General features: G+C 66.5%; 27 protein-coding genes. 14 read left to right on the top strand and 13 right to left on the bottom strand.

Features of this window, described 5'->3' with window-relative positions:
• The first annotated feature begins 187 nt into the window (after positions 1-187).
• Positions 188-1174: a thermonuclease family protein gene (locus AB0F43_RS31145; RefSeq protein ID WP_360485395.1), complete on the top strand. Its 987-nt coding sequence runs from the start codon at positions 188-190 to the stop codon at positions 1172-1174.
• Positions 1175-1363: 189 nt separating this feature from the next.
• Positions 1364-1489, top strand: a complete 126-nt coding sequence (locus AB0F43_RS31140; protein ID WP_360484874.1) for a hypothetical protein — start codon at positions 1364-1366, stop codon at positions 1487-1489.
• 630 nt (positions 1490-2119) lie between these two features.
• Here the strand turns inward: AB0F43_RS31140 and AB0F43_RS31135 are convergent.
• The 4 genes from AB0F43_RS31135 to AB0F43_RS31120 form a co-directional block, all read right to left on the bottom strand.
• Entirely contained in the window at positions 2120-2596 is a 477-nt protein-coding gene (locus AB0F43_RS31135; protein WP_360484871.1) for a hypothetical protein, read from the bottom strand.
• A 216-nt stretch (positions 2597-2812) separates the two neighbouring features.
• Entirely contained in the window at positions 2813-3199 is a 387-nt protein-coding gene (locus AB0F43_RS31130; protein WP_360484868.1) for a single-stranded DNA-binding protein, read from the bottom strand.
• Between the two features lie 835 nt (positions 3200-4034).
• Positions 4035-4565: a hypothetical protein gene (locus AB0F43_RS31125; protein ID WP_360484865.1), complete on the bottom strand. Its 531-nt coding sequence runs from the start codon at positions 4563-4565 to the stop codon at positions 4035-4037.
• A gap of 1115 nt (positions 4566-5680) precedes the next feature.
• Entirely contained in the window at positions 5681-7075 is a 1395-nt protein-coding gene (locus AB0F43_RS31120) for a hypothetical protein (RefSeq protein ID WP_360484862.1), read from the bottom strand.
• Positions 7076-7570: 495 nt separating this feature from the next.
• Between AB0F43_RS31120 and AB0F43_RS31115 the strand changes: the two genes are divergently transcribed.
• From AB0F43_RS31115 to AB0F43_RS31105, 3 genes are all read left to right on the top strand, one after another.
• Positions 7571-8044, top strand: a complete 474-nt coding sequence (locus tag AB0F43_RS31115) for a molybdopterin-dependent oxidoreductase (RefSeq protein WP_360484860.1) — start codon at positions 7571-7573, stop codon at positions 8042-8044.
• A gap of 347 nt (positions 8045-8391) precedes the next feature.
• Positions 8392-8730: a hypothetical protein gene (locus AB0F43_RS31110; protein WP_360484857.1), complete on the top strand. Its 339-nt coding sequence runs from the start codon at positions 8392-8394 to the stop codon at positions 8728-8730.
• Positions 8730-8951 carry a hypothetical protein gene (locus AB0F43_RS31105; protein WP_360484854.1) on the top strand — a complete coding sequence of 74 codons (222 nt, stop codon included), beginning with the start codon at positions 8730-8732 and terminating at the stop codon, positions 8949-8951. Before AB0F43_RS31110 ends, AB0F43_RS31105 begins: the two co-directional genes overlap by 1 nt.
• On the opposite strand, the gene AB0F43_RS31100 is transcribed toward AB0F43_RS31105, so the two are convergent.
• Positions 8899-9438, bottom strand: a complete 540-nt coding sequence (locus AB0F43_RS31100) for a MucR family transcriptional regulator (protein ID WP_360484851.1) — start codon at positions 9436-9438, stop codon at positions 8899-8901. The two genes, AB0F43_RS31105 and AB0F43_RS31100, sit on opposite strands and share 53 nt — an antisense overlap.
• Positions 9439-9486: 48 nt before the next feature.
• Positions 9487-10269, bottom strand: a complete 783-nt coding sequence (locus AB0F43_RS31095) for a hypothetical protein (protein WP_360484848.1) — start codon at positions 10267-10269, stop codon at positions 9487-9489.
• 107 nt (positions 10270-10376) lie between these two features.
• Between AB0F43_RS31095 and AB0F43_RS31090 the strand changes: the two genes are divergently transcribed.
• The gene (locus AB0F43_RS31090) at positions 10377-10589 is read left to right on the top strand and encodes a hypothetical protein (protein WP_360484845.1); all 213 of its coding nucleotides are present in this window, start codon (positions 10377-10379) and stop codon (positions 10587-10589) included.
• A 181-nt stretch (positions 10590-10770) separates the two neighbouring features.
• Here AB0F43_RS31090 and AB0F43_RS31085 read toward each other — a convergent pair whose 3' ends face one another.
• Positions 10771-11301, bottom strand: a complete 531-nt coding sequence (locus AB0F43_RS31085) for a hypothetical protein (RefSeq protein WP_360484842.1) — start codon at positions 11299-11301, stop codon at positions 10771-10773.
• A gap of 223 nt (positions 11302-11524) precedes the next feature.
• On the opposite strand from AB0F43_RS31085, the gene AB0F43_RS31080 reads away from it, so the two are divergent.
• A complete protein-coding gene (locus AB0F43_RS31080; RefSeq protein WP_360484839.1) occupies positions 11525-12718 on the top strand; it encodes a hypothetical protein in 1194 nt (397 codons plus the stop codon).
• A 329-nt stretch (positions 12719-13047) separates the two neighbouring features.
• On the top strand, positions 13048-13287 hold the full coding sequence (locus tag AB0F43_RS31075; RefSeq protein ID WP_360484836.1) for an SOS response-associated peptidase family protein: 240 nt from the start codon (positions 13048-13050) through the stop codon (positions 13285-13287).
• A 272-nt stretch (positions 13288-13559) separates the two neighbouring features.
• Here AB0F43_RS31075 and AB0F43_RS31070 read toward each other — a convergent pair whose 3' ends face one another.
• Both AB0F43_RS31070 and AB0F43_RS31065 read right to left on the bottom strand, forming a co-directional pair.
• A complete protein-coding gene (locus tag AB0F43_RS31070; RefSeq protein ID WP_360484833.1) occupies positions 13560-13808 on the bottom strand; it encodes a hypothetical protein in 249 nt (82 codons plus the stop codon).
• 7 nt (positions 13809-13815) lie between these two features.
• Positions 13816-18324 carry an RHS repeat-associated core domain-containing protein gene (locus tag AB0F43_RS31065; RefSeq protein WP_360484830.1) on the bottom strand — a complete coding sequence of 1503 codons (4509 nt, stop codon included), beginning with the start codon at positions 18322-18324 and terminating at the stop codon, positions 13816-13818.
• A 777-nt stretch (positions 18325-19101) separates the two neighbouring features.
• Between AB0F43_RS31065 and AB0F43_RS31060 the strand changes: the two genes are divergently transcribed.
• Positions 19102-19653, top strand: coding sequence for an SOS response-associated peptidase (locus AB0F43_RS31060; RefSeq protein ID WP_360484827.1), 552 nt, complete (start codon positions 19102-19104; stop codon positions 19651-19653).
• A gap of 44 nt (positions 19654-19697) precedes the next feature.
• On the opposite strand, the gene AB0F43_RS31055 is transcribed toward AB0F43_RS31060, so the two are convergent.
• Entirely contained in the window at positions 19698-20240 is a 543-nt protein-coding gene (locus tag AB0F43_RS31055; RefSeq protein WP_360484824.1) for a helix-turn-helix domain-containing protein, read from the bottom strand.
• Positions 20241-20517: 277 nt separating this feature from the next.
• Between AB0F43_RS31055 and AB0F43_RS31050 the strand changes: the two genes are divergently transcribed.
• Complete coding sequence (locus tag AB0F43_RS31050) at positions 20518-20745, top strand: hypothetical protein (protein ID WP_360484821.1); 228 nt, start codon at positions 20518-20520, stop codon at positions 20743-20745.
• A 12-nt stretch (positions 20746-20757) separates the two neighbouring features.
• Positions 20758-21363, top strand: a complete 606-nt coding sequence (locus AB0F43_RS31045) for a hypothetical protein (protein WP_360484818.1) — start codon at positions 20758-20760, stop codon at positions 21361-21363.
• 147 nt (positions 21364-21510) lie between these two features.
• On the opposite strand, the gene AB0F43_RS31040 is transcribed toward AB0F43_RS31045, so the two are convergent.
• A complete protein-coding gene (locus tag AB0F43_RS31040; RefSeq protein ID WP_360484816.1) occupies positions 21511-21708 on the bottom strand; it encodes a hypothetical protein in 198 nt (65 codons plus the stop codon).
• Between the two features lie 220 nt (positions 21709-21928).
• Here AB0F43_RS31040 and AB0F43_RS31035 point away from each other — a divergent pair, with 220 nt between their 5' ends.
• A complete protein-coding gene (locus tag AB0F43_RS31035) occupies positions 21929-22786 on the top strand; it encodes a hypothetical protein (RefSeq protein WP_360484814.1) in 858 nt (285 codons plus the stop codon).
• A 69-nt stretch (positions 22787-22855) separates the two neighbouring features.
• Here the strand turns inward: AB0F43_RS31035 and AB0F43_RS31030 are convergent, their stop codons facing one another.
• On the bottom strand, positions 22856-23539 hold the full coding sequence (locus AB0F43_RS31030) for a hypothetical protein (protein WP_360484811.1): 684 nt from the start codon (positions 23537-23539) through the stop codon (positions 22856-22858).
• Between the two features lie 42 nt (positions 23540-23581).
• Here AB0F43_RS31030 and AB0F43_RS31025 point away from each other — a divergent pair, with 42 nt between their 5' ends.
• Together AB0F43_RS31025 and AB0F43_RS31020 are read left to right on the top strand one after the other, a co-directional pair.
• A complete protein-coding gene (locus tag AB0F43_RS31025) occupies positions 23582-23731 on the top strand; it encodes a hypothetical protein (protein WP_360484808.1) in 150 nt (49 codons plus the stop codon).
• Positions 23732-23808: 77 nt separating this feature from the next.
• Positions 23809-24270: a hypothetical protein gene (locus tag AB0F43_RS31020; protein ID WP_360484805.1), complete on the top strand. Its 462-nt coding sequence runs from the start codon at positions 23809-23811 to the stop codon at positions 24268-24270.
• A 62-nt stretch (positions 24271-24332) separates the two neighbouring features.
• Here the strand turns inward: AB0F43_RS31020 and AB0F43_RS31015 are convergent, their stop codons facing one another.
• Positions 24333-24542 carry a hypothetical protein gene (locus tag AB0F43_RS31015; protein ID WP_360484802.1) on the bottom strand — a complete coding sequence of 70 codons (210 nt, stop codon included), beginning with the start codon at positions 24540-24542 and terminating at the stop codon, positions 24333-24335.
• Positions 24543-24867 lie beyond the last annotated feature (325 nt).

The following is a 24867-nucleotide window of genomic DNA, read 5'->3' as shown; positions in this document are numbered from 1 at the left end:
CACCCACGCAACCGAGACGTTCCGGTTGGCAGCGGGGCTTGAGCTGCGAACCGAACGGAAACGGGGCGTTAGCGGGTTGCGGCGGGCCACGCGGCCATTCAGTCAGAGCCTGAACCTATTGGTTCTGCCCGTTCTGGGCTGAAATCGGTATGTGGGTGCCCGGCACTCAAGGTGCGAGCGCCTGTCCATGGGTCCCGCGAACGAACGAACTTGGACGAGCTGGTCGAGGGGGGACGAAATGGCACGCCGGTTCAATCCGCCGCCCAACTGGCCACGGCCACCGAAAGGATTCGCCCCGGGTCCTGGCTGGCGGCCGGAACCATCCTGGCCGCCGCCACCAGAAGGGTGGCGGCTGTGGGTCGGACAGCCGAATTGGTTTGTCCGCCACAAGCTAATCACCGCGATCGCCGCGATCGTGTTGTTGCTTGCTGCCGTATTTGGCGGTGAGGACTCGCCAAGTTCCACTCAACAACGGGACGATGCAGCGAGTCCACCGCCGCAGACCACTGCACCACCGCCGCCGATCACTGCAGCACCGACGACGACTGCACCGCCGACGACTGCACCTCATACGCCACGACCCACGCCGACGCGATCGCCAACCGCTACGGGGAGGCCCTCGAGCGTCGCGTCCGTCGCGTCTGTCGTGGACGGCGACACGCTGCGGCTGGTGGACGGGCGGACCGTCAGGCTCATAGGGGTGGACTCGCCCGAGCGCGGCGAGTGTGGGTTCGGGCCGGCGTCGACGCTGACGAAGCGCCTCACGCTCGGCAAGCGCGTGACGCTGGGAACCGGGGCACGCGACGACAGGGACCGGTACGGGCGGATCCTGCGCTATGTGCAGGTCGGCAGCACGGACGTCGGACTGGCACTTCTCAGGGCCGGGCTGGCGACGGCCCGCTACGACTCGCGGGACGGTTACGGCAGTCACCCGCGCGAGTTGACCTACGTCCGAGTGGACGCCGCCACGCCTCAGCGCGCGTGTCCGGTGCCGAAACCCACGCCGAGGCCCACAGAGTCCGGCAACTGCGACCCGTCGTACCCGGGAGTGTGCATTCCGCCCGCGCCGCCCGATCTGGACTGTCCTGACATCGCGTACCGCGACTTCCGCGTGGTCGGGCCCGATCCGCACGGGTTCGACGGCAACGACGACAACGTCGGGTGCGAGACGTGAGAGTAAAGCGGTCGGACTCGGCGCCCGGAGACAACCTGCCGGATGACCACCACCCACCGCTACCGCTGGTACAACAGCAACACCTGACCCACGTCGTTCGCCGCGGCGGGCGTACGGACTACCTGCTCCCCGCCGACGCCGAACTGCGGCGGGTCGCCGCAGCGGCGGTTCACCCCAGCCTCCGGGCGAATGATGAGTGAGCACGACCGAATCCTGCGCGAGCTCGCTGAGGAGATCGTGGTCGACGAAGCAAAGAAGGCTTCCGTCGGCCTCCGGCGCTCCGGGCCGATCAGCACGCCGAAGTCAACGAGCTGATCGCGTTCGTCGACGACGTCTGCCGACAGCACTACATTGAGTTCGTGGGCGGGATCACCACAGCCAGCTATCCGATCGGGCAGCACCCGCGCGGGACTCGCTGGACGCGTTGGTTGTTCGGGCCGCCGACCGCGGCCGCCGACCTCGCGACCGTTTCGTGTCGCCGTGCAGGAGCGCTACCTGACTGGCCGATCGAGGCCGACGATTACTGACCACCTGCCCCGCCCGGACCCGGTGATAACCGCCCCTTATCGCAGGAACCGGCCGCCGGCGCCCCGATCCGAAGCGCGACACGCCCGGCCGGCCGACGGTGATCTGTGGTTATCACCAGTTGGCGCGAGCCGTCGTACGCCGGAGGGTCGGTGGCCGGCCTTACGGTGACCGGCATGAGGCAGACGGGCATCAAGTCGCCGAGATCGACGACTATCGCCGCGTCGAGATCCGATCAAGCAAGCCCGGTGGAGGGGAGCGATGAACTCGGCACGGGTCGAGCTGCCCGGCGACCATCCCCTCGCGGGTCCGGTGCGCCACTTCCTCGCCGACCTCGAGTACGCCGGCGTCGGGGTGTCAACGACCGTCGTCTACCGAATCATCAACGAGACCGAGAACACCAGTTCAGCCCGGCTGACCTCACTCATCGGCTTGCACCGCACAGTCGCGAAGGTATCGCTGGATGGCGTCGACGGCGTCCTGGGCCAGCTCGGTGCTGGTCAAGCCCCAGGGAATCTGGAACGCGACCGTGAGCATGGTGAACGGTTGCGGCAGCTCCTGGTGGGCGGCGGCGATGGAGAACCATTCGGTCATGGCTTGCCGTGGATCGGTCCGGCCTGCTTTGGCCTCTCGGTTGCGCAGGTACCGCCGAACGGTCTCAACGGTGATCTCGGCCAGTTCGTCGCTGCGCGGCCTCAGGGCCGGCTCGTCGCCTTCATCGATCTCGTACGTGGCCACCAGCTCGTCGACCAGGTCGTTGACCGACTCGGCCGTGTCGTCGAACCAGTCGGCGAGCACGGCCCGGGGGTCGGTCCGCTCGCCGGTGCCGGAGGGGTGATCCCCGAGGACCGGATCCGGGGTGACGTCGGAGGTGGGTCCGGGCTCAGAATCGCTCACGGGAATCACCATTTCCGCAAGCTATCCGGGAGCACCGACAGAAGTTGTCGCACCTGATGTCGGCGCTCGCGGCCGGCACCCACCCTTGGGGACTGCCCACCGCAGCCGGAGCTTCAGATCAGTGGTCGTAGCTGTTACGGACGACGGCCTGTCGGTGAGGGCCGTCGTGCCCGTCGTCGAGGAAGCTGAGGTAATCGCCGGGCTCGTCGCCGTCATCTAGCTCCGCGCGGGCGCGTTCGCACCTGGGGCGTGTGGCGTGGCGACTGTGGCGATGTGGCCGCGGAGGCTGGGGCCGACGAGGTCTGCGATGACCTTTTGAGCGGATCGCTTCTGCTCGGTTTCCTTGTCGATCCAGGTGTCGGTGGTGATGGTGCCGTGGACGATGACGAGGTTGCCTTGCCTGAGGCTCTCGATGATGTTCTCGCCGAGTTTGCGGAAGGCCTTGACGCGGTGCCACGTCGTGTCGCCGTCCTGCCAGGTGCCATCGACCTGGCGGCGCTCGTTGACGGCCACGGTGAATTCGACGATGTTCTTGCCGCCGGGGGTGACTGTCAGTTCGGGGTCTGCGGCGAGTCGGCCTTCGAAGGTGACGGTGGTACGCATGGGGTTCTCCTGTGAGGGGTCGTGGCGCTGGCTGCGCCGGTTCGGTTGGGGAGTCGGTCTTGGTAGTGACTGTTTCCGCTCCTCCTGGCGAGGGGAGATCCGGGGGCCGTGGAGCGGCCGGAGTGTCAACCACCGGGACCGGGGGGCTCGGGTGGGATCAGTGCGAGGGGATAAGCGCAGCGCCGAGTGGTGATCTCTGTCGGGTGTCCGGCCTGCAGGGCTGTGGTTGCGCGGAGGGCGCGGCGGTCCATGATCGGAGGCCAGGAGGGAGCGGGAACGCTGGGTTGGGGCTGCGCCGGCCTTGGACGGCTTCGATGTGCCGTCTGTTCACCACTCGTCGAGAGGGAGTGGTTCGGGGGCCCACGCGAGGCGGCTGGTACGTGGGGTGGGGTCGAGCACGTACCCGGCGCGTTGGGGTTCTGTACGACGTGGGGGGGATTAGTTCGCCGGTCCGCGTGGTCGCGATGATGTGGGCGGTGACTTGCCCACAGCAGTCAGCACGGTGGTTGTAGCTGTGGGTGCAGCGGCAGCGTTGTTGGCAGGTGGGGCAGTCGATCGTGGAGGGACGGGCGTGAGCTCGGTGGATTTCTTCGCGGGTAGGGCGTTTGGGTTTGGCGGGCATCGGTGGTCCTCCCGGGTCGCGGGCGTACGGCGGTGCGCCGAAGGTGTGGTTGTAGTCCGGGTGTGGGTGTTTGCGGGGCTGCGGTGATCGGGGTGAGCGACCAGCACGCGTCAGCTGCGGCTGAAGGGGTCGATGCCCTGAGGTCGCATCACGGCTGGCAGGGTTGGAGGCGGGTCGGCCTCGATTCGAGCGAGGCCGACCCGTTTCTCGGTGTCAGCTGTGCTGATCGATGAGGTAGGGGTTGAAGGCGGCGTAGCTGGCGTGCATCGCTGCCTGGTGGCGCCAGCTTGGGATCGCGGCGGCCCATGGGCCGTCTGGGGCGGCGTTGTTGACCAGATCGGTCAGGCCTTCACACGCGAACTGGTGGATCGGTGCGGTGAACTCGCTTCCGACGTGGATCCGGCGGATCTCGTCGAATCCAGCCATGGTCTGGAAGCCGCGGGCCCAGACGGTGAGTTCAGCGGCCCAGCCTTGGTCTGTCGTGATGCTGCGCAGTTCGTAGCGGTAGCTGAGGTCACCGGGGTCGAGGTCGTCGACGGGGTAGGACTCGGTGAAGTGGTCGCCGATGGTGTCGGCTTGGGCGTGGTCCCAGTAGTTCTGTGCGCTGGGGGCCTGGCCTCGCCAGCGGCAGGCCTCGATCCACCGGGCGATGGCGGGCAGTTTGAACTGTGGTGAGGCCCATTGGGCGTAGAAGGCTCCGGCGTGGTCGTCGCTGTAGATGCGGAAGACTGCTCGTTCTCCCATGGGGATGTGCTCCACCTCTGCCAGGTGGCGGGCCGTTGGTCCTTGGGTTGGCCGACTGTTTTCCGCCACCTCCTGGCGACGGAACTGCGGACCCGTAAGCGACTGGAGTGCAACCGCTGAAACCCCGCAGGAGCCGCCGGAGGTGGGCGGTTGCGCGGAGGGCGTGTCGGGTCAGGATGGAGTGCCAGGAGGGGGAGAAAACAAGCTCTTACAGCGCCGACGAAAGTCGGCACACTCCCGCGGCCGCAGGCCGGCCAGATCATGTCCCTAACCCGCCACCGATAGCCGCCGCGTATAGCCGTTGAGATAGCTGGCTGTGCAGCCTTGTCGCGCTTACAGCTGCCTGCCGCGCGGCGTCGGGGTCACCCGCGATCCCGCCGCCGGCCAAACGGCGGCCACACCACGACGACCCGGTCGACCTTCAACCGCTGGTCGCGCTCGGGCAGAAGTGGTGGACTGGCAACCGGTGCATATTCGAAATGTGCGGTATTCCGGTCCGCCTTGGGCGATCGAGGATTGGATCACTGGCTCTGGGTTCATCAGCAGTGTTGGTCAGGGTGACGGGGGCATGCTCGTCGACAAGGGAACGCTCAAACGCGTGTGAGCTCGGATGCCTGGAATATCCGCTCCTGGCCTGTGCACGAGACGACGCCGATCCGGGCTATGTCTACGAAGCCTCCGCCGACTGTTATCTCGTCGCCGAGCCGGCAGGCCAGCTGTCCTGTTGCGTCAATCAGGGCGGGTGTGCCGTCACGGAGTGCGACACTCCAGCCTGGAGGCCAGGCCACATCGATGTCGACGAGGCGGTTGGTGCCGGCGCCAGTGCCCATGGGGCTACGGACTACCAGGCAGTTTGTTGATGTGCCAATCTCGAGGGTTCCGTTCAACCCGGCCTGTAAGGCCACGGTAGGGGCTTTACGTTGAACAGTCAGACCGGGCATCGCAGCATCGGGGCTCTGCTTCGCGTCGCGGTTCATTGGATCATCTCCAGGGCTGTCTCTGAGCGGCCGATCATCGAGCGCGTGCTAACAACCTCGAGAAGCGAGCAGGATCGGGAGTCTGCGGCCGACGAACGTCCGGGCACTTGACGCTCGGCGTCGCCGCTCTGAGCCCCGCTAGGGCAAGAGCAGCGAGGCCTGCACCTTGCTGCTGATGTAGGTGACCGGTACCCAGATGCACCCACCCGCGTACGGTCCCGAGCTGACTTTGCCGCGATGCTGACCGTGGGCAATGACGTCGCCGGGGTAGGCCTGGTTGGGACCCATCGTGGTCAGCCAGGGCGCGCCCGAGTCGCCAGTCGCGCAGGTACTTGTCCACATCAGGACGGAATAGGCGTCTGTCCCTTCATCCCAAAACTTCGTGCTCCTGATGGTTGAGACGACGAGCCCGCTCTTGGCCCCGCTGAGAGCTACGGTCTGTCCCACTGCTGGCGCGGCTACGCCTCGCACAAACCGGTAGGTACTTGTGGCCTGGTCTCCTACGAAAACCGAAGGATGAAACTCGTAACTGGAATAGAAGCCCCGGAGCAACGTCGTATCCGCGGCCTCGCTGTAGGGAACAGGGATGTTACCCGACTCGCCGGTTTCCCAGACGCCGAGGGGTCTCTTGTCGTTATACCAATAGACGACGTCACCACCGCCTGCGTTGCAGTGATTAGCGGTGCTGCCGTATTCGATGCCGGTGCCCCACTGCTCCCAGTTGAAGCCGGACGTGCACAGCGCATTGGTGGTCGTCGCGGTCACGTCGGCGCGGCTGAGCCAAGCGCCCCCGCTCCAGGCTCCTGGAACGTCGTGGAGGCGAGACTGGGTCTTCACGATCCCGTCGGCCGGTTGGTCGGGTGCCGGTGTGTACGGCTGGAAGACGATCCTGTCATCGTTCAGGGCCTTGATGCGGTCCGCCCACGCCTGGGTGTCACCTTTGTCGTTGCGCACGAGGAACACCACGCGGTTCTTCTCGGGGTCCCACAAGCCGGCGGCCTCGGTCAGACCGGCCGCCCACTGCTTTTGGGTCGGGAACAGCCGATCACTCAATTGTTCGAGCTCCGCTCGCGAATACTTCACCGACCGGAATTCGAGTGTGAGGCCGTTGCCTGCCGCGCGGGCCAACGACTTGGCCTGCTCTACCGCTGGCGATGACCCGTCGACGGGCCCGACGAGCTGGACCACCAACACCTTGCGGGCCGACTCCCACATGAGGCCGCCATCGAGGAGGCGCACCTTGTCCAACGCGGCCTGGACCCGGCCAACCCGCGCCTGCGCGTCAGCTTCCCCGGTGACATCGAGCCGGACGGGTTGATCTGGATCGCAGCCGCCAGGCTTTGTGCGCAGCAGCTCAGCACATCCTGGGTATGGCGCGAAATTCGGATCCGCCGGCGTCGGGTCTGCTTGCGCCCCCTGCATGCTGCGACCACGGTCGTCGGTGACAGACCCGGCAGCGTTGGCCGCTGAAGCACAGGCGAGCCCAGCGGCGATCGCGACGAGAGCCAATAGTTTCGATTTTGGTCTAGACAAGTTCCCCACCCCCGGCCTGATGGTACGAGGACCCGTCGCGAAGTGGAAGGGTGAAGCCGGCACGGCGCACCGTCAGGGCTGCGGTCGGTCCGATCGGCGCTTATCGAAGATCCCGGCTGACGGCGAGGTAGTCCGGCCTTCCCGGCACAACTCCCAATGCGGCCACCACCCCACCCACCGAAGTCTTCAAGTAGCCCTGCCCGGATGCGCCGGCGGACCACTCCTGCGAGGGAGGTGGCTCACTCTGGTGGGGGATGTCCGGGTGGGTGGGGCGGGAGATGATTCGGCCATGGGACAAGGCAGCGGACTTCCTCCGGGGCAGCGTCGGGTTGAGGGGGTTTCCGCGGTTCGGGACGCACCTTTCGCGGCCTGCGCCGGCTGTTCCGGTTGATCCGTTGATCGAAGTATGCGGGGCGGTGAGCGAAGAGTTCGATCTTTCCGCTCGCCGCGCTCTCGTCCCTGCCACGCAAGGAGATCCGGGCCGACTTCCACTGCGTGGCCGGCTGGTCAGCGACCGATCTGCTCTGGGAAGGCGTCTCATTCGAGACGTTCTACCGAGCTCACCTCGAACCGGTACTTCGCCCGGGAGCGTCGATCTCGCATATCGGGTGTCGCGGACTCGACGGGCATGAAGCCGCGCCGACGATCGAAGACGTCCTGGCCGACGACGTACTCATCGCTCTGAATCTCAACGGCCGCCCGCTCGACAGCGACCACGGAGCACCGGTCCGCCTGGTCAGCCCCAGCCAGTACGGCTACTTCAACGTCAAACACCTTGCCGGCGTCGAACTGCTGACCGCCGCCCCGGCAATCACCGAAGGTCCGCTGATCCGCAGCCATCCCCGGGGCAGGGTCTGGGAAGAGGAGCGCCACGGTCTTCTCCCCGGACGAGTGGTACGGCCCTTCTACCGGGCCCTGATTCGCCCGATCAGGTACCTCAGCTCCCGCGGCGCGCCGTCCGCGCCGTGAGGGGTCAGATCGGGGTGGCGAGGGCTACTGGGTTGTTATCGGGGTCGGAAATGTAGGCCTGGCGTTCGCCCCAGGGCATGGTGGGGGTTCTTGGAGGACTGGGTAGCCGGCGGCGCGGAAGGTTTCGACGGTGGCTTCGACCGCGTAGACGTACACGAAGAGTTCGAAGCGGTGGGGTTCGGCCATGCATCGAGTGTTTCCGGCGGCGCTGGCGTCGTTCCTGCGCGAGTATCCGGAGCCCGACGTGCCTGTGCCCGAACAACGCACCCCTTCGCGGACCCGCCCTGCCACAAATCAGCCCCAAAGTTCATGGGAACATGCTTTCGAATGTATGGCATGCTGAAGTCATGGTGGGACGGTTCAACGTGCGCAGCGGGTCCGGCGACGCCGACTGGTCGGTGTGGGACAACGCTGCGAACGGCAACCGTGGATCCGGGTTGTCCGAGGATGCCGCGCACCGGTTGGCGGCGGACCTCGAGCTGCAGTACGACGTATACGGTCCGCGGTCACCGGACAAGGTTCGGCGGGTCGACCCACCCAAGCCGGTGGAGAAGGCGTGGCAGCCGGCCGGCTTCTTGGACGCGTGGGTTCAGGAGCAGGGAACCTGGGTCGGCCGGGTCCGTGGACCGGATGGCAAGTTCATGTGGATTCCGCAGTCTGAGTTGCGCCAGGCGGAGCAGTTCTGATGGCAACCGATCGGGGGCCGATCATCCGGCTGCAGGGCGGTCCACACGACCGGTGGGCCTACTACGAGGAGGACTTCCTCGACTGCATCCGCGCCGCGCAGCGGATGGGCCGCTCGGCCGACCATCCGGCGGGATGGGCGCTGACGTACGAGCGCCCGATGTCTGGCCTCACGTGGGTGTGGCGGCCGGGGCAGAACTGCCACCCGAACCCGCTCGACTGACGTTGCGGTTGTAGACGCTGGCGCAACTGCGGGTGCAGAACCGGCGCTTCCGAGCCGAGGCCAGGGGACAGAAGACCGCCCCGCAGGCGGGGTTTTGGCACGTCACCTCGGTGCCGAGACGGCCGAGGCCGGTTCGCGCTGTCTTGCTGGTTGCGTGTGCTGCGGCGCGCCAGCCCAGCGATTGGGTGAGCCGGGCGTCTTGGGCTCGTTGGGGATCCCGCGCGGCGGCGAAAGCCTGGCCGGCGGGCGTGGCCATGCGGGCTGTGGCGTTGGTCCGGATCCGGGTGCGCAGCTCGCTGCTGACGAGTCCGCGCCGCCGTTGCAGACCGTGCTTCTCGCGGTACTGCGCGGCCGTCATCCCGTGTCCCCGCCAGGCGTGCAGACCGAGGTTGGGGAACGCGCGTCCGCACTCATGACACACCAGGCCGTCGTCGGTCTCTTCGAGCATCCCGTGGCGGCCGTGGCCGTCGACGTCACCGAGCCTCATCCGTGTCTGTACCTCCCGCGGGATCATCCGGTCGAGATGCTGTCACAGTCAGGCGGCGGCGGAGGTCAGTTGTCGAGGTTGGTGAGTCTCTGCTGGTTCGCGTCGCGTCGGCGCTGCGCGATCGTCGCGTTGCGGGTTGTGCGGGCCGGTCGACCTGGAGGGCTCTGGTACGGCGGTTGGCGTCTCGCAACGCCTGGCGGGCTTGCTCGAGCTCCTCGGCGAGGCGTTCGATGCTGGCTGCAGGTCTGCGATCTGGTGTTCGTGTGCGTCCAGTTGCGCTTCGGCCGGGCCTCGTTCGGCCTCGGCTGCGGCGTAGTCGTCTTCGGCTTCCTGCGCGCGGGACTGGAGTTCGGCCCGCCGCTTGTGCAGCGTGTCATCGACGGTCGAAGCGCCGCGGCGGGTTTGCCGTGCCGTGGCGAGCTCTGCGAACCCGCCGGTCTCGTCGACGACGCCGAACCCGACGTGGCGCAGCGCGCTGGTCAGCTGCCCGGACCGCAGCAGCTGGGCGGCGCCGGGGTCGACCACAGCGGCGTCGAGCGTCTCGGTCAGCCGCTGCGCGATCTGCTGGCTCACCGGGCGGCCCTGCTCACGGGCCAGCGCCCGGGCGGTCTTGACCAACTGCTGGACCAGGCTGTGGCGGCGCGGGGTCAGCTGGCGAAGCCGTGCCCCGTCGCCGGACAGCTGCGCTTGTCGCAGCTCCTCTCCGAGCTCGGTGAGGTCGTTGACCTGGTCGGGTGCGGCCCGGGCGAGCTCGTTGCGGGCGGAGGTGAACTGTTCGGGCGCCAGCCCGTACAGCTCGACCACCGCCGCGTCGACATTCACGTGATCCACAATGCGGGCCGTACCGGCGGCGCAACGCCGGTCGCGGCGCGTGTCTGCGTCAGTACGTCGGGGTACCGGGGCCGTGGGCAACCATCGACGAACGGGAGGAAGATCCGATGGCCGACACGACCACTGGCCGCCACAACGGCGAGGACTGGACCGCCGAGGATGTGGCGAGGTTGCGGGAACTTGCCGACGGCAACACCCCGACCGGCGTGATGAGCATCAAGCTCGGCCGCAGCGAGGACGCGATCCGGGCGAAGGCACAGGCTGAGGGCATCTCGCTGGCGCCGGCGAACCGGCCGCCGTACGGCAAGGTCAGCAGCTGAGCGTCAGCGCTGTGTTGCGGTCCGGGTACGGCGTACCGCCCGAGACCGTGACGCCGCCGTCGTGGCTGAGCGCATCGCCTCACCAGGCCGAACTCCGATGAGAACATTCAGCCGGTAAACCGAGCAGAACTCGAATCAGCAGATGCTCCTACTTCTTCGAGCGAGCGGCCAGGTTTGAGGGCTAGGGCTCTACTCTGCCGGTTTCGGCCGCGCCGAGTAGCTCGATGCGACGTCGAAGCTGCCGAGGCCGGTACCAGTGGAAATACAGCACCACTGCGGCCACGAACGCGTACAGCAGCGCCCACAACGAGCCCTCCGCAGCAGCTCCCACGACCGCGATTAAGACCACACCGCCAAACAGCAGCATGAACTTGCGGTTCCGCAGGGCTTGGGTCAGCTCGGCCGAAGCGATTCGGACCGCGGCCGCCCGAACCTCCGGGTCTTCCGGCACCGGACCGCGCGACGCTGCCCGGCGCGCCACCTGCAACTTGTCAGGCGGGACGTCGGCCTCCGCCCGCTCGAGTTCACCCCGCCATCGAGGACCCCACCACGCCATCATCAGACCGAACGGGATACCGCTGGACGCCACGAAACCAGCTCCGAGCCAACCCGCGCCATCAAGCTTGGCGAACAAGCCCATTGCGATGCCGAACGGAACGCCGGCCAGGGCTGCTTCCACCCATCTGGGCAAGTCGGACAGGTACGCGCGCACGCTCTCATCATCCACAACCCAGTTAGATCGTGCACAGGAGGACGCCCGGCGTGGAATACCGCATAGTTCAGATAACGCCTACCCCCAGCGTTACGCGCGGACCTCCAACCGGAGGACCTTCCGACATTGAGGTGACCAGGGACATCGCAGCAACCGTTGAATGACGTCGGCGTGGTGGTCGCCTTCCGCATCTATTCTGAGCCAGGGCGGCTTGGGGAGAGCGATGGTTGATCGTTTCTGGAGCAGCGCAGCGGGTCGTGAGATCGGCTGGCGCTCGCGTGGGCTGCGGACCCGCTATTTGCGCATTGAGAGTGAACCTGAGCAGAAGGGCGGCAGCGGCAGCCGCGCCCGGTCAGCCAAGGCACAGCGTGACCTGCTGGATCAGTTGCGTGCAGTCAATCAGTATCCGCTGATGGGGCCAGTCGCGGTCGACGTCGCTTTCTGGGTGAGCCGGCCGCAATCGCCAGGTCTGCACAAGTTGGCCAAACATCTCCTCGACGTGCTCGGTGCTGTGTCGCCCGAGACCGGGGCACCTCGACGGCATGTGCTCTACAAGGACGATCGGCAAGTCAAGCTCCTTTACGTGCGGCTTTGGAGAGCGGCAGACGCTTCGGTCGGACCTGGCCACACAACGATCTGCGCTCGCCCGCTACGGGATGTCGCAGCAGACCTGGCGCTCGTGGACACCGTGGCGGACGAGTTGATGACCACGTCGCTGTCTGACGACTCCGAGTACTCCTGGCCCCTAACCCCCCGGCCGACCTTCGACCTTCGACCTGCCAGGTCGGATGCGAATCCAGCAGGTTGGCACGAGATAGACCGATGGCTCGCGACATTTGAGCACGCGCGACACCAGGAGGAGTTGCTGGTTAGCGCAGGAGGCCTGCTGACGCGCGTGCTCGCCGGAGCACCACATTGGATTGCCGGGGTGGGCGCACCCTCACGCCCTTACGCGGGCACCCCGGCATTTACTGACATCTACACAGCGCTGGACCAGACAGCGGCGAACCGCAGGGAGATGCTGCTCTCCGGCCCGCTCTCGATACCGCTGCCGGGGCTGCCGCGCGCCAGGGGTGAAGGGCGCCAGTTCAAGGCTGCAGTTCGCAAGGACGTGGATGCGATGGTTGACCGGTTCCCGATACTTGCACCGCTGCGTGTACCGCTGAAGGTGGTCTTACTCGTGGTTCCTCCAGAGCAGGGCAAGGATCTGGACAATCTGGCGCTCTCAGTGCTCCCCGCGGTACGGGACGCCCTGAACGGGCCAGACATCACGGCATACGAGGTCATCGAACTGAAGAGGACCGCCGCAGATCCGGCGGCTGGCCTTCTGCGGTTTGCGTTGGGCAGTGGTAGCCAAGACGGGAGCACGTGGCAACGAGCGACGGATTACGTTGCTAGGTGCTTCGATCGGGCCTGAGCCGCACCGCACTACACACCGACGGGAGAATTCTGCACGGTTGGATATCGCCTACCCCAGCGCTCCGAGCGGAGTTGCGCGCCGGAGGTCCTTCCGACCCTTCCTGGTGAGGGCGACGGCTGAGCTGATCGTCCTCTGCCGGGCCGTCCAGGGGTCAGGCGGTCCCCGGCGCTGGCGTCTCAACGCCCGGGGACCTGAGACTGCGCCGGACCGCGGGCCGGCGCTGCCCTGGCGAGCAGGTTCCCCGCGGAGGGCCGGACATGTCTGGGAGCCGTGCACCGGCTCACCGCTGCCGCCGACGGTCGGTGCGGCGTGGCAGGCTGGCACACATGTGCGGTCGATACGCGTCAACATCCAACCGAGCGAACCTGCTCGAGCAGTTCGTCGTCGACGACAAGAACGCCGACGAGCTGAAAGGACCCGACTACAACGTCGCCCCGACCAAGAAGGCGCCCGTCGTGATCGCCCGAGCGGCCAGCGACGCGGCCGATGAGGACCCGGTGCGGGAGTTGCGGTTGTTCCGGTGGGGGTTTTTACCGAACTTGTCCCTGTCTCCGCAGATCAGGTGAGTCCTGAGTGCAGACCACCCGCTTGTCCGGCGGACGCTGTCGCGAGCAGGCGGTTTCGCTGACGAAGCGTAGAACGACCGGATCGCGGCGATTGCGGTCACTTTGAGGCACATGTGAGGCGGGGGCAAGCCGACGAGCAGTCCTGGACGGATCTGGGCCCCCCGGCGCTGCTGTTCTGAACGCCGGGGACCTCGACGCCTGAGCGCTCGAGCGACCCAAGTACTCGTGCTCGAGTAGTGGCCCTGATGCAACGACCCCACGAACGACCGGCGTCAGCCGGACAGCAGGTTGGCGAGGCTGTAGCCGAATACAAATAGGCCCATCGCCATACCCGCAATGGCCACCGTTCGAAGCCGTCGTGCGTGAAGCTGCCGATCGAGATCCGTTGCTCGACCATGTTCTATGAAGCTGTCAACGACTCGATTCACATAACGATCGGTCAATCCCAGCCACGAAATCGCGACGAATACAGAACCGATAATCAATCCTGGCAATATTTGATCTGTTGTCAGATAAATCATAATTGAGCTACCAATGCAAAGGATGGTCGGCGAGCTGGAACGCGTATGACGGCGTGAATGCTAGGTTATGGCCTGCCCCGAATCCGAGTCCATACTCACTGGCAAAGTTCTCGGTAGCGAAGCCGTTGCCGTTGCTCCATGTCTCCGCGACCGCGGGACCAGCAGGCCCGATCACTGGGGCGTAGCTTTGAACATTTGCCGCGGAGCCTTGAAGGAAGGCGTCACACTCTTCGGCGGTAGGCGTTGTTTGCTGATTGATCCACCCAGCGCGGACAGCTGCCGACGCCCCCTCGATTCCTAAAGTCAACCCGGGCGCCACATACGTTTGACCGTGGCGGGTGACAGTTACTGATAGGGCAGGACCGGCCCCGAGAGGGCCGAGTATCGGTATAACGCCGCCAGCGTCGACGGTGATGTAGTCGGGCGCTCTAATTGAGCTCACGGCGTCGCAGACAAATTGGATTGGGGACCAGCAAAGGCCGGTCGGATCTACGGCGTTCAGGGGGTCGCCATCTACGTAGCCATATGGAGCCCGGGTCAGCTGTTCGATTGGATCGCGAGTGATGAACTGCACTGTCTCCGGATCATAGTATCTGGCACGCAGATAGTAGAGGCCGGTTTCCACGTCTTGGTATTGGCCGGTGTATTGGAGTGGTGTGGTGGTGTTTCCGGTGTGGCTGGTGGTCTTTCCGTACGCGTCGTAGGTGTAGCTGCCGACGGTGTGTCCTGTGTCATCGGTGAGTAGCCGGGTGGAGCCGATTTGGTCGCCGTGTAGATAGGTCGTGTTGCCAGCGCTGTCGATCTGTGCGAGCGGCCGGTTCCCAGGCCCGTAGATGTAACTGTGGGTTCCGTCGCTGAGCAGGTCGGCGACGGATCCGGAGGTGGGGTCCCAGGTGTACGTCGTGGTCGTAGACCCGGTGGTCTTGGCGGTGCGGTATCCGTCGCCGTTGTAGGCGTAGTTCGTCGCGCCGCCGGTCGGTGGTGTGAAGGCGCTGAGGCGGTTGCCCTGGTCGTAGCCGTAGCGGGTGATGGCGCCGCTGGTGGTAGTGCTGATTCGATCGCCGCGCCCGTTGTAGGCGTAGGTGGTTACAGTCCCACTGCCGCTGGATTGGGTGAGTTGGTGGGCGTTGTCGCTGGTGAGGCTGATGTTGCCGAGGATGGTGGGGTTGTCGGCGTTGTCGTAGCCGTAGGTGGTGGTGTTGACGCCGGTGAGTTGGTGCAGCGGACTGTAGGTGTAGTTCTCGGCGGGGGCGGTGATTCCGGTCGTGGTGGTGGCGGTGAGTTCGCTGTTGTTGCCGCGGGTGTAGGCGAACCCAGCGAGGGTGGTGCCGGTGGGGTCGGTGTGAGTGATGTTGATGGGGCGGCTGGTGTCGTCGTAGGTGCTGCTGGTGGTGACGCCGTTGGGATAGGTCTGGGTGGTGGGGTTGTTGACGGTGTCGTAGCCGATGGTTGTCGTGTGGTTGTTCCAGTCGGTGACGCCGGTGAGCCGACCCGCGGCGTCGTAGGTGCGGTTGACGGTTTGGCCGTTGGGGTAGGTGAGGCCGGTGATCTGGCCGGCGGCGTCGTAGGTGTACCCGACTGCCTGCCCGTTGCCGGTGGTTGTGCCGGTCAGGCGGCCGGCCGTGTCGTAGCTGTAGCTGGTGGTGCCGGTGGCATCGGTCATCGTGAGGCGCTGGCCGGCGTCGTCGTAGGTGTAGTTGACGGCGTGGGTGGTGCCGTCGGAGTAGTTGCTCGAGGTCTGGCGGTTGGCCGGGTCGTAGCTGTGGCCGGTGGTCAGTTTGTCCGGGCTGGTCCGGCTGGTGGCGTTGCCGTTGGGGTCGTAGGTGGTGGCGGTGAGTCGGCCGAGTGGGTCGGTGGTGGAGGTTTGCCGGCCGAGCGCGTCGTTGACGTAGCCGGTGGTGTGTCCGGCCCCGTCGGTGTAGCTGATCTGGTGGCCGAGCGGGTTGTAGCCGTAGGACAAGACGGTGCCGTCGGGGCGGGTGGTTGACGTGTGCCGGCTGGCCGCGTCGTAGCCGTAGCTGGTGGTGTGCCCCTCGGCGTCGGTACTGCTGGCGCGGTTGCCCACGGGGTCGTAGGTGTCGGTGGTGGTGTGGCCGAGCGAGTCGGTGCTGCTGGTGAGGTGACCGGCCGGGTCGTAGGCGAGGGTGGTGGTCTTGCCACGGGCATCGATCACGCCAGTGCGGCGCCCGTTGGCGTCGTAGGTATAGGTGGTGGCGTGGCCGAGCGCGTCGGTGATCGTGGTGGGGTGGTCGGCCGGGTCGTAGGCGTAGTGGGTGGTGTACGTGGCCGGGTCGCCGCCCGGGATGTTGCCGCGGGGGTCGACCATCGTCGTGCGGCGGCCGGCGGCGTCGTAGCCGAAGCTTGTGATGCCGCCCGTGGGGATGGTGATCGTGCTGAGGTTCAGCGCGGTGTCGTAGCCGTAGCTGGTGGTGTGGCCCAGCGGATCGGTCATGCTGGCCGGCTGCCCGTTGGGCCGGTGCGTGTAGCTCGTGGTGTCCCCGGCCGGGTCCGTCGTCGAGGTGCGCAGCCCGTTGGTGTCGTAGGCGCTGGTAGTGGTGTTGCCGCGGCCGTCGGTGGCGCTGAGGACCTGGTTGAACGCGTTGTAGGTCCAGCTCTGCCGGTAGTACAGCGGCTCCGGGGCCACACGGGTGAGCAGGTTGCCCACCGCGTCGTAGGTCATCGTCCAGCGGTGCCCGCCAGGGTCGGTGACCCGGGTGACGTTCAGGTTCGTGTCGTAGGTGTAGTAGGCGATGCCGCCCAGCGGGTCAACCTGCTTGATCAGCACGTTCCCGGCGTACACATCAGTCCAGGCACCGCCGTTGGGATCGGTCGTGACCGCCGTCTGGGTCGTGTTGTTCCACGCGAACGTGGTCGTCTTGCCGTTCGCGTCGATCTGCGCGGTGACCCGGCCGGTGGCCGGGTCGTAGGTGTTCTGGGTGATCAGGTGCCCGGCCGGGTCGGTGACCGTGGTCAGCCACCCGGCGGTATCGTAGCCGTAGCTGGTGACGCCGCCGCGGGTGCCGGTGACGGAGCTCAACCGGCCGGAGGTGTAGCCGTAGGACACGCTGCGCCCGCCGGGCAGCGTCAATGACGTCAGCAGCGACGAACCGGGGTCGTAGGCCAGCGTGACGACGCGGCCGGCTGCGTCGGTGACCGAGGTGAGCAGCGTCCCGGTATAGCCGAACGTCAGGCCAGTGCCGGTCCGGTCTTTCATCGCCGTGAGCCGGCCAGTGCTGTTGAAGCTCAGCTTCCGCCCGTGTCGGGCCACGACTTGATAGCCGCCGGGCACGGTGGTCAACGTCGAGTGCACCCCGGGATCACCGGAGAACGACCCATCTGGGTTCTTGGTAAAGCGAGCCTGCTGCCCGTCCTCGGCACGGAACGTCGGATTGCCGCTGCCGTCGAACGACAGACCGGCGAGGTAGGGGTGCGTCCAGCCCGGGCCGAGCGGCCCCGGTGTCGTGTCCAGCGAGGTGTAGGCGCGGGTGAAGTTGAACCGCACGCCCGGACCGGCCAGTTGCGCGTCGGTCGTGGTTTCGCTCAACGCCCCGGTCGCGGTGTTCACCGGGTCTCCGCGGAACGCTTGGGGGCGCGCTGCGTCGGCGGAGTTGCATGCGCCGCAGCCGAAGGTCTGGCCCGTCGGCACTCCCGGAGGGAACTGCGCTGGCCCGGGCGTCAGCATGCCGATCTTGTTGTTGTTGTAGTCCGTGAACCACACGGTGCCGTCCGGCGCGGTGTCGATACCCGCCGCCCCGGACAACGAGGACGGTGAAGGCGTGAAGGACACGACGCCGTCGGTGGTGATCCGGCCGATCGCCCAGGTCGCGGTGAACACCAGCGCGCCGGAACCGTCTTGGGCGATGCTCTTGGGGACATATCCGCCTGAGTACTGATACAGCGTGTAGTTGCCGTTGATATCCATCGCGCCGATCGCGGTCGGATTCCCGGTCGTGAACCAGATCCGGCCGTCCGGGCCGGTCGTGATCCCGCTGAGACTGCTGTTCGATGGCATTTGGTACTCGGTGACGGCCCCACTCGTGGTCATGCGACCGATGCGGTACGTGCCTGGCTCGACGAACCACAGCGCGCCGTCCGGGCCGGCGGTGATCGCCTGCGGCGTGTTCGAGGTTGTCGTGTTGATCGCGAACTCGGTCACCGTGCCGTTGGGCGTCACTCGGCCAATTCGGTTGCCGAACGAGCCGGGCTCGCTGAACCACACATTGCCGTCCGCACCGAGGGTCATCATCCGCGGATTGGTGAAGTTGCTTGTCGGGAAGGTCGTCACCGAGCCCGAAGAGGTGATCCGGCCGACCGCCCGGTAACCGGCTGCGAACCACACATTCCCGTCGGCGCCGACGGTGATACCCGACGGACTCAACGAACTCGGCAGCGGATACTCGGTGAACGAGCCGTCAGCCGCCACGCGTCCGATCTTCTTGGCCGACGTCTCGGTGAACCAGGCCGCACCATCCGCGGTCACCGCGACTGCCTGCGGGCCGCTGTTCGCCGTCGGCACCGGGTAGACGGTAACGCTGCTTCCCTCGCTCGCCGCAGATACAGTCGGGCGCACGCTGCCACGGCTCGGTTGATGGCCACGGGCAGAACCCTGCGCGGGCCGAAGAGCTGACGCATCAACACGAGCTCGTTGCACCGTACCCTGCGCCTTCACCAGCCGCTTACTGCGCACCTGGATCACCTGCAGTGACGGCGAGTCCGGCGGCGCGACAGCGGGCTGACGGTTGAGTGCAGGATTCGCGGCAGGCGGTGAACTCGGTTTCGCGTCCGCCACCGCCGGAACCCCCGACCCCTCCAACGCCGCCGCTATCAGCGCCACCGAAACCAGCACTGCGACATGACTGCCACAACGGCCCAGCAATTGACGAATACGTGCGAATCTTGCACCAGGCATGTCGTGTCCCCCCACGGGCACCGGTTCTGATCGCCGCGCATGTAGCGCGTGACGCACAATGACGTGACCACCGGCCCCTTACCGGGCGCGCATCAACTGCTACATCGCGTACCCGGCACTCACCGTTACAGACTCACGGTGAGCGCGCTTGAGGGGTGACGGATCCCCTCGCCCTGATCAGCGCACAATGTGCACTGACACATGTGTCGGCACGTCCGCGGAACGCTGGCGTCTTCGTACCTGCCATCTGCGCCGTGCGGATCAGTCCGGCGGTGGCTGTACTCGCCGACCATAGCCGCAGGCAGGCTTCCCGCAGACTCACAGGATCCACGCCGGCAGTAGATGATGCGCCGGGTGCGCGGCGCGGTTCGTAGTCCGGTCAACATGCTGGTGCCGTTTTGGGCGAAGGACCTCAAGATCGGCAGCAAACTCGTGAACGCTCGCGCCGAGACGGTTCACGAGAAGCCCAGCTTCCGTACGGCGTTCAAGTCGCGCAGGGCGCTGATCGCGGTCGACGCGTTCTACGAGTGGCTGGAGACCGATCAGATCAGCGAGAAGACCGGCAAACCGCTGAAGCAGCCTTTCGCGCTGCGGCCGGCCGATGGTCACACCACCCTCGCCTTGGCCGGGCTGTACGAGGTGTGGACGGACAAGTCGAAGCCGGAGGGCGATCCCGACCGGCTTGTCCCGACGTACACGATCATCACCACTACCGCGACCGACTCGGTCGGGCGGATCCACGACCGGATGCCGATGGCGATCACCCGGGACAATTGGGACGAATGGCTTGATCCCCGCAACAACGACGTCGACCACATCACGCAGCTGATGGCCCCGCCGCTCGACGAAAGCCTGGAGATCTACGCCGTGTCTACCGCGGTCAACAGCGTGCGCAACAACGGTCCGCACCTGCTGGAGCCACTCCCGGCCTCCTGATCATCCGCGCCGGCCGACGCGGTCTGTACCGGGGCACCGGGGAATCAACGGTCACCCTCCGCCTGGTACTGACGGTTCCGCTGCTCCATGGCTCGAGCATTGATGTATTGGTCGAGGTGTTCCGGCCGCAGCCACCAGCGCCCGCGAGCATCCTTCACCGCCGGGATCCGCCCGGACCGTACGAGCCGGCGCGCCCGGTCGTCGCCGAGCTTCTCGGCGGCCGCGGCGAGCGGGACCCGGCCGCGGTGGACCGGGTCAGTCAGTGCATCGGTGTCGATCAGGTGCTGTACGTCGTCGATCGCGATCGGTCCCGGGCCGTACCGGTGCCGGGGGAGTACGCCGGTACGAGCGAGTTCTCGGACCTTGTCCACGCTGACCCCGAGCATCGCGGCCGCGGCCGCGATGGTGAGACGCCGGCTCCACTCCAGGGCGACCCGTTCCACACTGGATCGGAGCACCTGCCGGTTCTTCCAGCGCGTGTCATCGGCGCGGGTGAGGATGCCGGCGGCCACCAGCCGATGCACCGTCATCTTCGTCACCCCGAGCCGGGTTCCGGCCTCATCCATGGTCAGCAGCTCGTCCATCAAGACATCAGTGTGCACAAACCGCTGGGGGTCCCAGGCGTCAGTCGAGCCCTGGGGTGTTGTCACGATTAGTTGACGTGGCGATCTCCGGGCGGACAGTCACTGTCGTCGCCGGGTTGTCCGGTGGCGGTTCACCGGGGTTGGTGCTGGCGAGCAGAGCGAGCGAGTCTGCGATATCCGGGTCCGCGGCGGCCGGGGGTGGGGGAGTCGGGTCAGCTTGGGCTGCGATCTGGTCGTTGATCTCTTTCCGGGCGGCGTATGCCTGGTGCAGGGCGTCGCGGTGTTTGAACGGTTGCCCAAGCTGTTCGTGGGCGCGGTCGATTTCGGTGGTGAGCTCTTCGACGCGGTCGCGTTCTTCGGTGAGCTGCCGATCGAGTGCGCGGAGCATGTTCTCGATGCGAACGACGAGCCCGGGGCCGACGTGTGTGTCTCGTTGAGTGTGATGTCGACGGGCCTGGTCGGTGCGCCGGTGAGGCGGATGATCGCGTACGGCGAGCTGTCGCGGTAGCTGCGCTCGGCGGTGAGTTCGAACCCGCCGAGGGTGCCGATGGGCTGCGGCGGCCGGTGGCCGGGCGGCGCGTTCAGTACGTCGGCGAGCTGGCTGGTGAGGGCGGCGGCGGCTGTGCCGCGGTCGGTGTGCCAGGTGCCGGCGACCTGCATGCGGAACTGGTCGCCGCGGGTGTCGATCCGCCGGGTGATCGCCTCCTCGAGCGAGGCGATTCTGGCCTTGGCGGCCGCGATCGAGCTGGAGTCGGAGGCGCTGATCCAGCTGATTCTGTTCGGGAACGGCCTGAACCTCGCCAAACCATCCCGAGCGAGCGGTCTGCGCGACGACATCGCGGCCCGCCGGGCAGCGGGGCCGTCGAAACGGGTCGACCCCGACGTACGGGCCGAGCTCGCCGAGGTTTTCACCCGCTGGGTCACCGGACCTGCCCGCTACACCGAGGTCGCCGAAACGCTCGCTGGCGAGGTGTCCCGGTACTGCGACGACACCGCTGGACCAGATGGATGGCGGATTGTCGCAGACCAATGGCTGCAGCCCGGCGGCCTAGCCGTCACCGACTTCCGCAACTGCTACCACCTGCTGTACTCCCAGAGCCAGCACCTCGACTCAAACCTGCTCTGAATGGCGGCCTCGGCGCGGTCAGTTTCGGCCAACGGGTGCGCGGACGGCCGCCCTGAACTCGGAGCCGCTTCGGGCCCGGCGTACGGCAGGTGCGGGCAGGTGGGACCTGCCCGCACCGAATGGGCCACCTCGTTCAGTCGCGGGCGCCTAGCTCAGAGGCTTCCAGAACACGAGCAGACCGCAGGTCGCGGCCCACACGGTGCTGATCACCCCGGCCGCAATGGCCTGCCCGCCGAGAGCGAGTACGACGACCGCAGCGAACGCGATCACCGTCACCACGAGGATCAGCACGAACTGGTTGTGCCGGTCCGGTGGCTCGCCCCCGCTGGTTGTCCCTACGCTCATAGTTGAACTACTCCTTCCTGGTTTGCTTCCGGATGTGGTGGTTCGCTGGGGCGGTCTCCTGGTGCAACAGGGACCGCCCTCCTACATACCGAACCTCCTCGAGGCCCACGCGACGTGCCGCGACTTCGAGCGATCCAGCGTGTTGTGTGTCCAAGCCTTCCGCCTCGAGCCTTCGAAACCTAGACTTTTGGATCAACAACATGGATGGGGGGTTATCACTATGTCTGAAGAAGAACCGACTGCGGTCTTGTCGGTCCCCGGGGAGGCTGCCTCGGGGTGGGTGCGTGGGTTCGCGAACGGCGACGTGGACGTTGACGTCACCTACTCCGACATCCCGGGCCCGTGGATCTACCAAGTCCAAGGGCGAATGGTGCAGGGGAAGCCGGCGATCACCAGACTGATGATCGCGCCGCGGGACGAAGACAACCCCACGCCGATTACCCGAGACACCGTGCGCCGCGCCCCGACAGGAACCATCCTCGGCAGGGTCAAGAGCGCACTCCGGGCGAAGTGGAGCAACCAGGTCGACGACCTGGTCCTCCAAGCCCGCATCCAGACGGTCAAGTCAGGCCGATCCTGGCCGGCCGAGCACTTCATGCAGGTCGCCTGGTTCTGCATCGACGCGGAACTGACCGATCGAGCCCCGCGACAGGTGATCAAGGACCGATGGGGCGTCAGCGAGGTGACGGCCAGCCGTTGGCTCGCGCGCGCTCGCGAACTGGGCTATCTGCCCGACTATCCGATCTCGCCCGCGGCTGGTCGGTTGGAGCGTCACGACTACGGCGAGACGACTCGCCTGCTCGAGGAACTGATCGTCGAGAAGGTGTTCACGGAGCGATTGGCCGGAGGTCGCGATCCGTCCGAGGTGCAGAGCCTCGTCGGGGAAATCCTCGAGCGGACGGTCTTCGGCTCGTCGGAACAGGCCCGAGCGGTCCAAACCGCGATGTGCATCCAGTTCTTGGAGGAGATCGTCGACAGGCACCCCGACGAAGGCCAGGTCAGGACAGCTGTCGAACAACTCCTCGACGTCCTGGCGAGGGAGACGCCTTCGAGCCCGGCCCAGACGCCGACGGCCTAACAGCCAACGGTGATGTCGCGCGACAGACGATCTTCCGTACCTTCGAGTTCCGCCGACCGGGTCCAACACTCAGCTGCCATCTGACCGACCCAGCAGCCGCTGCCACAGCCCGCGCGGCCGAACCTCCTTCCGGTGCTTCGGCCGGTACGCGTCCTGTTCTCGTTCTGGCGGATCGGTAGGTGCTGGGGGCAGCGGCTTCATCCGGACCGTCGCGGCGGCCGCCGCCGCGGGGGAGGGCTTGCTCCGGCGGAGAGCTGCAGCCTGCGCGGCAGTCTCGGGGTTGCGAACCACCTCGACATACCGGCCCTCATCCCTGACGCTCTCGACCGGTCGTCCTCCAGGCCGGCCAATCTCTCCGTACATCTCGGTCCCTGGGAGCACCGGCCGGTACGTCGGGAGCTGCACCTGAAGTACCGCCGGCCACGCGTTGTCCGGCGTCTCCAGCCTCAGCGCCAGCTCCAGCCGCATGCCGGAGACCTCGGCAGGGGAAGCCACCCAAATCCCGATCTCGAACTCGCGGCGCCGGTCGACCTTCGGGAGCAGTGCGACGTTGCCCGCCATGCCGTGCGTCGGACCGATACTCAGGCCGACGATTCCGGTCTCCACCCCGTGCCGGAATCCGGCCGGTTCCTCGATCCACACCATGCCGCCCGTGAGAGCCCGGTCGTACACGGTGACCCGGACCACGACGCAGTGCCGGCCCCGCCGGCGGCCGAGTTCGGTGTACGTCGGCCGGGAGCTGATCTGCAGCACGGGCGGGTTCTGCGACCACACCCGCTCCAGGCACTGCGCGAAGTGCCTCTGTTCCGCTGGGGCCGCCTGCGCCAACTGGTCGACAAGATCTACGCCGGCGTCAAAGACGCCGCTCCCACCGTGGGGAAGAAGGTCGTGCTGGGGCTGATCGACATGGCCCTCAAGGCTCTCAGCGGCACCGGAGGCGCGTAGTAGCCCGGCCTGCCCATCACCAGCGGGTCCGTAGCGCGTCTGGGCCGGCGCCGATGGACGTAGCGAGGGAGAGCGGCATGAATCTGCCCGATTTGCTGGTGACACTGGGCGCGATCAGCGCGGGGGTCGTCTTCTACATAGTTGCGTCGAAGCTCAGGGCGGTACCGCTACGGACCTGGTGGCGGCCAGGCGCCGGCGTTCTCAACGTGTTCAAGCACGTCGGGTATGGCGTCGTCGGCGTGTGGTGGATCCTTGTCATGGCCTGGGGGATCGGCATACTCCTGTGGTTCGGTGCCCTGGTAGCTCTGGGTGTCTGGATCCTCCAGCACTGGTGGATCGGAATCCCTGCTGTGATGGGTCTCTTCCTGGTCGGCAGGACGATTCTGAAGTGGGCAGCGAAGGTGCGCTGCGATATCTGCAAACACTCAGTCGGAGAAGACCCCGCCACCTGGACCATCGTTAACCTCCGCACGAAAAAGCCAAACGAGTCCCTGCTGTTCGTCCACAGGGACTGCATGACTGAGGAGGCTCAGCGGTAGCAGACACTCACCAGGTCTGCAGACGAAGGACGGTGAGCAGGGACTCCGTCGGCCGGGCGACATCACAGCAGCCCTGCGTCGTGCAGCTGAAGCAGCGCAGCCACTATCCCGCTGCCTCCGGTGCTGCAGATCAGGATCCGTAAGACTCGAATTGCATCACTGCGGCGACCGGAGTCCCCGACGAACAGCGCGACGCACGTGGCGAGGCCGACGAGGACCAGCCCGAACAGCACACACGCGCAGAGCGCCACCGCGTACGGCGTAAGTCCCATCACGAGCCCCTTGCCCCTCACTTAGTTCATGGGCCGCCGCGCCGGCCACCATGTGACACGAGTTCCGAGAACTTCTCGATGCTTTGGTACAACAAGCAGCGTTTCGCCACCCGCTGACCGGCAGCCTGCACCGGCCGGATAGCTAACGTCGCCCCGAGGCCTACGAGTTTTTGTACGTACGGCTGAGAGCGGTGGGACGTCGACCGTGTCGCGCTGATCGGTGCCGCCAGTTCTACTTATCGACCCGCAGCAGTGGGAATTCAAACCCACGGTCACGCTGCGGTCCGTCGGATGCCTGCGGTGGCTTGTGCTGAGCGGTAGGTGT

Source organism: Kribbella sp. NPDC023972 (genome assembly GCF_040639075.1).
In the GTDB taxonomy this organism is placed as follows: domain Bacteria; phylum Actinomycetota; class Actinomycetes; order Propionibacteriales; family Kribbellaceae; genus Kribbella.
This window is presented reverse-complemented; position numbering and strand designations above follow the sequence as displayed.

Bases quoted from the DNA above. Each gene is read 5' to 3' on its own strand.
- AB0F43_RS31145 (WP_360485395.1), top strand. From the start codon at position 188: ATGGGTCCCGCGAACGAACGAACTTGGACGAGCTGGTCGAGGGGGGAC.
- AB0F43_RS31140 (WP_360484874.1), top strand. From the start codon at position 1,364: ATGATGAGTGAGCACGACCGAATCCTGCGCGAGCTCGCTGAGGAGATC.
- AB0F43_RS31130 (WP_360484868.1), bottom strand. From the start codon at position 3,199: ATGCGTACCACCGTCACCTTCGAAGGCCGACTCGCCGCAGACCCCGAA.
- AB0F43_RS31125 (WP_360484865.1), bottom strand. From the start codon at position 4,565: ATGGGAGAACGAGCAGTCTTCCGCATCTACAGCGACGACCACGCCGGA.
- AB0F43_RS31110 (WP_360484857.1), top strand. From the start codon at position 8,392: ATGGTGGGACGGTTCAACGTGCGCAGCGGGTCCGGCGACGCCGACTGG.
- AB0F43_RS31105 (WP_360484854.1), top strand. From the start codon at position 8,730: ATGGCAACCGATCGGGGGCCGATCATCCGGCTGCAGGGCGGTCCACAC.
- AB0F43_RS31100 (WP_360484851.1), bottom strand. From the start codon at position 9,438: ATGAGGCTCGGTGACGTCGACGGCCACGGCCGCCACGGGATGCTCGAA.
- AB0F43_RS31090 (WP_360484845.1), top strand. From the start codon at position 10,377: ATGGCCGACACGACCACTGGCCGCCACAACGGCGAGGACTGGACCGCC.
- AB0F43_RS31080 (WP_360484839.1), top strand. From the start codon at position 11,525: ATGGTTGATCGTTTCTGGAGCAGCGCAGCGGGTCGTGAGATCGGCTGG.
- AB0F43_RS31075 (WP_360484836.1), top strand. From the start codon at position 13,048: ATGTGCGGTCGATACGCGTCAACATCCAACCGAGCGAACCTGCTCGAG.
- AB0F43_RS31070 (WP_360484833.1), bottom strand. From the start codon at position 13,808: ATGATTTATCTGACAACAGATCAAATATTGCCAGGATTGATTATCGGT.
- AB0F43_RS31060 (WP_360484827.1), top strand. From the start codon at position 19,102: ATGCTGGTGCCGTTTTGGGCGAAGGACCTCAAGATCGGCAGCAAACTC.
- AB0F43_RS31040 (WP_360484816.1), bottom strand. From the start codon at position 21,708: ATGAGCGTAGGGACAACCAGCGGGGGCGAGCCACCGGACCGGCACAAC.
- AB0F43_RS31035 (WP_360484814.1), top strand. From the start codon at position 21,929: ATGTCTGAAGAAGAACCGACTGCGGTCTTGTCGGTCCCCGGGGAGGCT.
- AB0F43_RS31020 (WP_360484805.1), top strand. From the start codon at position 23,809: ATGAATCTGCCCGATTTGCTGGTGACACTGGGCGCGATCAGCGCGGGG.
- AB0F43_RS31015 (WP_360484802.1), bottom strand. From the start codon at position 24,542: ATGGGACTTACGCCGTACGCGGTGGCGCTCTGCGCGTGTGTGCTGTTC.